The sequence below is a fragment of the Streptomyces sp. WELS2 genome, from assembly GCF_013870595.1.
Classification (GTDB): domain Bacteria; phylum Actinomycetota; class Actinomycetes; order Streptomycetales; family Streptomycetaceae; genus Streptomyces.
Map to the genome: position 1 here is coordinate 1 of NZ_JACBWZ010000349.1, position 6,143 is coordinate 6,143.

Genomic DNA, 6,143 nt, shown 5'->3' on the forward strand with positions numbered 1-6,143 from the left:
AGCGCCTCCCGCGCGGCGGGGTCCATGGCGGCGAGGACCACGGCGAGCGCCTGTGATCTGCGCTCGGCCACCTCGCTCAGCACCTGCCGGCCGCGCCCCGTGAGGACGAGCTGCACCTCGCGCCGCCTGTGCGGATGCAGCAGCCGCTCGAGCAGGCCCGCCGCCTCCAGCCGGTCGCACAGCCGGCTGGCGGTCGGCGGACCTATCTCCATGCCCTCCGCCAGCGCGGTGAGATTGAGCCCCGGCTCCGCCTCCAGGATCCGCAGGGCCCGCAACTGATGCGGGGACAGCCGCAGACTCGCGCCCTGGGCGGCCACCGCCCACAGGTTCGCCAGACCGTCCACGGCATCGGCGATCTCCCGCGCGACGGCCAGGAGATCGTCCCCCGGTCCGTTCGGCTGGTCGTCCCCGATGTCGCCGAGACGAGTCACGAACACATCGCTTTCAGTAATGGCCTGCCCACACCGATACCACCTTCATTCACACGCGGTACCCGACGAGCCGCCGTACAACCACCTCCGGCCGGGCCATCGTAGGGACTCCGGACCGCGCGCCCGGAAGGCGGAGTGGCCGGAAATCGTGGGCTCAAACGTCCGGTCCGCACCGTGCGGCCGCCCGGTCCGTCCGCGGGGGACGGATCCGCCGGAGACAGGTCGGAGCGGTGCCAGTAGGCTTCGTTCGTTGCCCTATGGCAATGATGAGCACCGATAGGCTCGGCCAAGGCGTTGGAGGGGAAGCGGGGACGGATGCTCCCAACACAGCACGGGCTCGCCGGAGTACGCGTCACCCACGGCCCCGACACGGCGCCGGAGGCCGGCCGGACTTGGCAGGAGCCCACGGTGCTCCTGATCGAGGACGACGAGGCGGACGCCCTGCTCGTGGAGGAACTGGTCGCCGACTGCTCCCCGGGGATGCGGCTCACCTGGGTGCGCTCCCTGGCCGAGGCACGCGCCGCCCTCGCGGCCGAGGCACCGGACTGCGTCCTGCTGGACCTGCACCTGCCCGATTCCCACGGGCTGGAGGGCGTGGCCCGGATACGGCGGCACGCGGACGTGGCGGTCGTGGTGCTGACGGGACTCGCCGAGGAACGCACCGGACTGGCGGCGGTCGCCGCGGGAGCGCAGGACTACCTGGTCAAGGGCCGCGTCGACGCGGAGCTCTTCGGCCGGGCGGTCCGGTACGCGATCCAGCGCAAGCTGGCGGAGCAGGCGGCCGCGGCCCTCCAGGCGGGCCGGCTGCGGGCCGAGGAGAACCGGCGGCTGGAGCGCGGGCTGCTGCCCACCCCGCTGCTGCGCGGCACGACCGGCCCGGAGGTGGTCGCCCGCTATCTGCCGGGCCGGGAACAGGCGCTGCTCGGCGGCGACTTCTACGACGTCGTGCAGACCCCGGACGGCCACGTACACGTGCTGGTCGGCGACGTCTCGGGCCACGGCCCCGACGAGGCGGCGCTCGGCGTGGGGCTGCGCATCGCCTGGCGCACGCTCGTGGTCAGCGGCGCGACCGGAACCCGGCAGCTGAGCACGCTGGAGGAGATACTCGTGGCCGAACGCACCGGCCAGCAGATCTTCGCCACGCTGACCAGCCTCGAACTGCCGCCGGACGGCCGCTCGGCACGGGTGATGCGCGCGGGCCACCCGGGGATGCTGCTGCGCTCCGGCGACCGCGTGGACTGGGTCGAGGTGCCCGGGGGACCGGCGCTCGGGCTGCTGCCGGCCGGCGCGGCCCACTGGCCCGTGGCGGACCTCACCCTGCCCGCCGGCGCGGGAGTCGTCCTCTTCACCGACGGCCTGTTCGAGGGGCGGACCGGACACGGCCGCGAACGCCTCGGCGAGCAGGGGCTCCTGGAACTGGCCCGGTCGATCGCGACCCTGCCCTCGGAGGCGTTCGTGGACGAACTGATCGGCCGCGCCGAGGCGCTGGCCGAGGACCACGGCGGTCTCGCCGACGACGTGGCCGTGCTGCACCTGCGGTGGCACCGGCAGCCCGGAGGAGACGAGGAACAGTGACACGGACGACACCCCCCACATCCCCCGGCCCCCGCCGGCGCGGCCGGATCACCGTGCAGGGCTGGTTCCACCTGGCCCTCGCCGTGATGATCACCCTCGTGGTCGCGGGCTCGGTGGTCGGCGCCGAGCTGCTGGCCCGGACCGCGCGCGTCTCCGACCAGCTGTCCGAGCACATCCAGCCGGCCCACTCCGAGGCGCTGCGCCTGCAGAACGCCCTGCTGAACCAGGAGACCGGAGTCCGTGGCTACGTCCTCGCCGCGGACCGGCAGTTCCTCGCCCCGTACACCGAGGGCCGGCGCGCCGAACGCGACTCCGCGGCCCGGCTGGAGCGTCTCGTCGGCGACCGGCCGGTACTGCGCCAGGACCTGGAGGCCATCGAGCGGGCGGCGGCCGACTGGCGGCGCAGATACGCCGCTCCCCTGATCGCGGGCGTCACCCCGGGCGCTCCCCGCCCGGCCGGCCAGAGCACCACCGAACGCGGCAAGGCGGCCTTCGACCACATCCGCGCGCTGTTCGGCACCCAGAACAGGCACCTGGCCGAGGCCCGGCAGCACAGCAGGAGCGAGCTCGCCCACATCCGCACCGTGCGGAACTGGGTGCTGGGCGGCATGGTCGCCGCCTTCCTGCTCACCGCGGTCGTCCTGGCCGTCCTGGTCCACACCCTGGTCGCCCGGCCCCTGGACCGCCTGCGCACCGCGTCGCGCCGCGTGGCCCAGGGCGACTTCCGGCACCGCATCCCCGCCGAGGGTCCCGCCGACATCCGGGCCATGTCCGACGACGTCGAGGCCATGCGCCGGCGCCTGGTGACGGAGCTCGACGCCTCCCGCGTCCAGCAGGAGCACCTCACCCGGCAGGCCGCCGACCTGGACGCCCAGGCGGTGGAGCTGCGCCGGTCCAACGCCGAGCTGGAGCAGTTCGCCTACGTCGCCTCACACGACCTGCAGGAGCCGCTGCGCAAGGTCGCCTCCTTCTGCCAGCTGCTGGAGAAGCGGTACGGCGACAGCCTCGACGAACGCGGCACGCAGTACATCGCGTTCGCCGTGGACGGCGCCAAGCGCATGCAGATCCTCATCAACGACCTGCTCACCTTCTCCCGGGTCGGCCGGGTCAACGACGCCCACGTCCCCGTGTCCCTGGGGCAGACCCTGGACAAGGCCCTGGCCAACCTCGCGGCGGCGGCCGAGGAGTCCGGCGCCGTCATCGAGCGCCCCGACACGCTGCCCGAGCTCACCGGCGATCCGACGCTGCTGGTCATGCTGTGGCAGAACCTGATCGGCAACGCCATCAAGTTCCGCCGTCCCGACCGCGCCCCCCGGATCAGCGTCACCTGCGAGCCCGAACCCGGCACCGGCGAGGGCGAGGGCGAGGTCGGCACGGCGGTGCGGCTGAGCGTGACGGACAACGGGATCGGCATCCCCGAGGAGTTCGCCGAGAAGGTCTTCGTCATCTTCCAGCGCCTGCACGGCCGGGACGCCTACAGCGGCACCGGCATCGGCCTGGCCCTGTGCAAGAAGATCGTGGAGTTCCACGGCGGGCGCATCTGGATCGACACCGGTCACACCGACGGCACCCGCTTCTGCCTCACGCTGCCCACCGCACCGGCCGGCGGCCCCGCGTCGGACGGCGCGACGGCCACCGCCCCCACCACTCCGGAAGGACAACCCGCATGACCGCGCCCGCCGCACAGCCCGTCGAAGTGCTCCTGGTCGAGGACGACCCCGGCGACGAGCTGATGACCCGGGAGGCGTTCGAGGACAACAAGATCGGCAACACCCTGCACGTCGTCCGCGACGGCGAGGAGGCCCTGGACTTCCTCTACCGCCGGGGCGCCCACACCGGCGCCCCGACCCCCGACCTGATCCTGCTGGACCTCAACCTGCCCAAGTACGACGGCCGGCAGGTCCTCGAACGCATCAAGTCCGACCCGGACCTCGCGCACATCCCCGTCGTCGTCCTGACCACGTCCTCCGCCGAGGAGGACATCCTGCGCAGCTACCGGCTGCACGCCAACGCGTACGTCACCAAGCCCGTCGACCTGGACCAGTTCATCGCCGCGGTCCGGCAGATCGACGAGTTCTTCGTGACGGTCGTACGGCTGCCGACGCAGAGGTGAGACGGGCTCACCCCGGTGCTCACCCGCTGCTCACCCGGTGGCGAGCATCCCCGAGCGCAGCCGCGCCACGATGCGGGAGATGAGCCGGGAGACGTGCATCTGCGAGACGCCCAGCTCCTTGCCGATCTCCGCCTGGGTCCGCTCCTCCACGAACCTCAGGTGCAGGATCCGCCGCTCCCGCTCGTCCAGCCCGGCGACGAGCGGGGCGAGGGCGTGGAAGTCCTCGACGAGTTCCAGCGCGGTGTCCTCCTCGCCGATGAACTCCGACAGGGCCGCCTCGCCCTCCTCGGAGTCGCCGGTGATCGCGGCGTCGAGCGAGGCGGAGTTGTAGCCGTTCGCCGCGATCTGGACCTCCACCACCTGCTCCTCGGTGAGGTTCATCAGGGCGGCCAGCTCCGAGACCCTGGGGGCGCGCCCCAGCCGGCTGCGCAGCTCCTCGCTCGCCTTGGCGAGTTCGGTACGGGCCTCCTGGAGCCGGCGCGGCACGTGCACGGACCAGGAGGTGTCCCGGAAGAACCGCTTGATCTCACCGACGATGTACGGCACCGCGAAGCTGGTGAACTGCACGTCACGGGAGATCTCGAACCGGTCGATCGCCTTGATCAGGCCGATCGTGCCGACCTGGACGACGTCCTCCATGTCCTGGCCGCTGTTGCGGAACCGGCGGGCGGCGAACCGCACCAGCGACATGTTCATCTCGATGAGCGTGTTGCGCGCGTACTGGTACTCGGGCGTGCCCTCCTCCAGTACGGCGAGCCGGTCCAGGAACGTCTTGGTCAGCTCACGGGCGTCCTGGGGTGCGATCTTCTGGGGATCCGCGATCTCCGGCAGCTCCGTACCGGAGCCGGTCGCCGTCCCGACGAGTGCCGTCGTCATCCCAGGCCCTCCCTGCCATCCACGCCCGCCCCCGGTGAGCAGGCCCGCACGAGCGCGCCTACCCGGCAACCCCCGCCTCATGTCCACGAACCGCTCCGGATCTCCACGGGGTGCCGGGAGAGCAGCCACCCGATGACGGGCCGCCCGCCCGCTCACCCGCCCTCGCGCGGACCGGACGTGCGGCCCGGTCGTCCCCGGGGGTCCGCTCAGGAGAAGACGACGGAGCGCAGCAGCAGCCGGTCGGACGCGCCCGCGCCCGGCCGCAGGGTGTAGTAGGTGCCGCCTTCGCAGCCGGCGTCGAGGAAGACGGTGGCGGTGGAGTTCGTGAGGTTCTTCGGCGCCCGAGACACCGTGCCGGGCTCGGCGGCGGGCGTCGGGAGGTCGACGCACCGGCCGCTGGGCGGGTTGTTCAGGAAGCCGACGGCGTCGTACCCCTCGTCGGTGGTGTAGGTGTAGCGGAACTGGCCGGTCGCCGCGGAGGCCGGCCCCGGAGCGGTCAGCAGCAGGACGAGGGCGCTGCAGGCGGCACCGGCGGCCGCCGTGAGGGAACGGAGAGACACAGGGCTTCCTTCGGTCGGGTAACCGTCACGGTCAGTCCCAGCGATGCCCAGGCACCCGCGGGTTAGACGCGTTGTCCCCCGAACGGGTCTGCCGAATCGTTCCCTTGCGGTGATGGCGACGGGCGGCGAGTGCCGGGAGGAGCGGTCACCTCTCCCGGCGCGCGCGCCGAGTGCCCACGACGGCGGCGAGCAGCAGCACCTCGAGGCAGCTCATGGCGATCACCGTGGACCAGGACTCACCCGCCCACCACCGGCCGGCCAGGCAAGCGGCCCCCAGCACCGACACGATCCCGCCCAGGGCCGTCCACTTGCGTGCTCCTCGCGACATGCCCCCTCCTTACATCCCGCCGAGCCCCCCGCACAAGCGAGCGAACAGAAACGCGCGGCTGCTGCACTCCACCGACAGCGGCCGCATCTTCACCACGCTCAGGTCGGTCCAGTACGTCGACCGTCCCGACGAACGGAGGAACCCCAGCCCACGTGCGGCTGGGGTTCCTTCGGTGTGGGGTGGGCGGGTCAGTGCTTCAGGGTGAGGACGCCCGGACGGTACGGGAGTTTGTCGTAGGGGGTGTCCACCGGTGTGTTGGC

7 protein-coding genes are annotated in these 6,143 nt (G+C 72.4%); 3 read left to right on the top strand and 4 right to left on the bottom strand.

The window, feature by feature from the left end; all coding sequences use genetic code 11:
- Positions 1–431, bottom strand: a 431-nt coding sequence (locus H5J33_RS20040) for a MarR family winged helix-turn-helix transcriptional regulator (RefSeq protein ID WP_181796314.1), incomplete at its 3' end; no start/stop codon positions are given.
- Between the two features lie 315 nt (positions 432–746).
- On the opposite strand from H5J33_RS20040, the gene H5J33_RS20045 reads away from it, so the two are divergent.
- The 3 genes from H5J33_RS20045 (at position 747) to H5J33_RS20055 (ending at position 4,119) form a co-directional block, all read left to right on the top strand.
- Positions 747–2,006, top strand: coding sequence for a PP2C family protein-serine/threonine phosphatase (locus H5J33_RS20045; RefSeq protein ID WP_181796309.1), 1,260 nt, complete (start codon positions 747–749; stop codon positions 2,004–2,006).
- A gap of 86 nt (positions 2,007–2,092) precedes the next feature.
- Positions 2,093–3,676, top strand: coding sequence for a CHASE3 domain-containing protein (locus H5J33_RS20050; protein ID WP_181796315.1), 1,584 nt, complete (start codon positions 2,093–2,095; stop codon positions 3,674–3,676).
- Complete coding sequence (locus tag H5J33_RS20055) at positions 3,673–4,119, top strand: response regulator (protein WP_181796310.1); 447 nt, start codon at positions 3,673–3,675, stop codon at positions 4,117–4,119. Before H5J33_RS20050 ends, H5J33_RS20055 begins: the two co-directional genes overlap by 4 nt.
- Before the next feature lie 30 nt (positions 4,120–4,149).
- Here the strand turns inward: H5J33_RS20055 and H5J33_RS20060 are convergent, their stop codons facing one another.
- From H5J33_RS20060 to H5J33_RS20070, 3 genes are all read right to left on the bottom strand, one after another.
- On the bottom strand, positions 4,150–4,995 hold the full coding sequence (locus tag H5J33_RS20060; RefSeq protein WP_181796311.1) for an RNA polymerase sigma factor SigF: 846 nt from the start codon (positions 4,993–4,995) through the stop codon (positions 4,150–4,152).
- A 206-nt stretch (positions 4,996–5,201) separates the two neighbouring features.
- Positions 5,202–5,555: a hypothetical protein gene (locus H5J33_RS20065; protein WP_181796312.1), complete on the bottom strand. Its 354-nt coding sequence runs from the start codon at positions 5,553–5,555 to the stop codon at positions 5,202–5,204.
- A 145-nt stretch (positions 5,556–5,700) separates the two neighbouring features.
- The gene (locus tag H5J33_RS20070) at positions 5,701–5,883 is read right to left on the bottom strand and encodes a hypothetical protein (RefSeq protein WP_181796313.1); all 183 of its coding nucleotides are present in this window, start codon (positions 5,881–5,883) and stop codon (positions 5,701–5,703) included.
- Between the last annotated feature and the right edge of the window lie 260 nt (positions 5,884–6,143).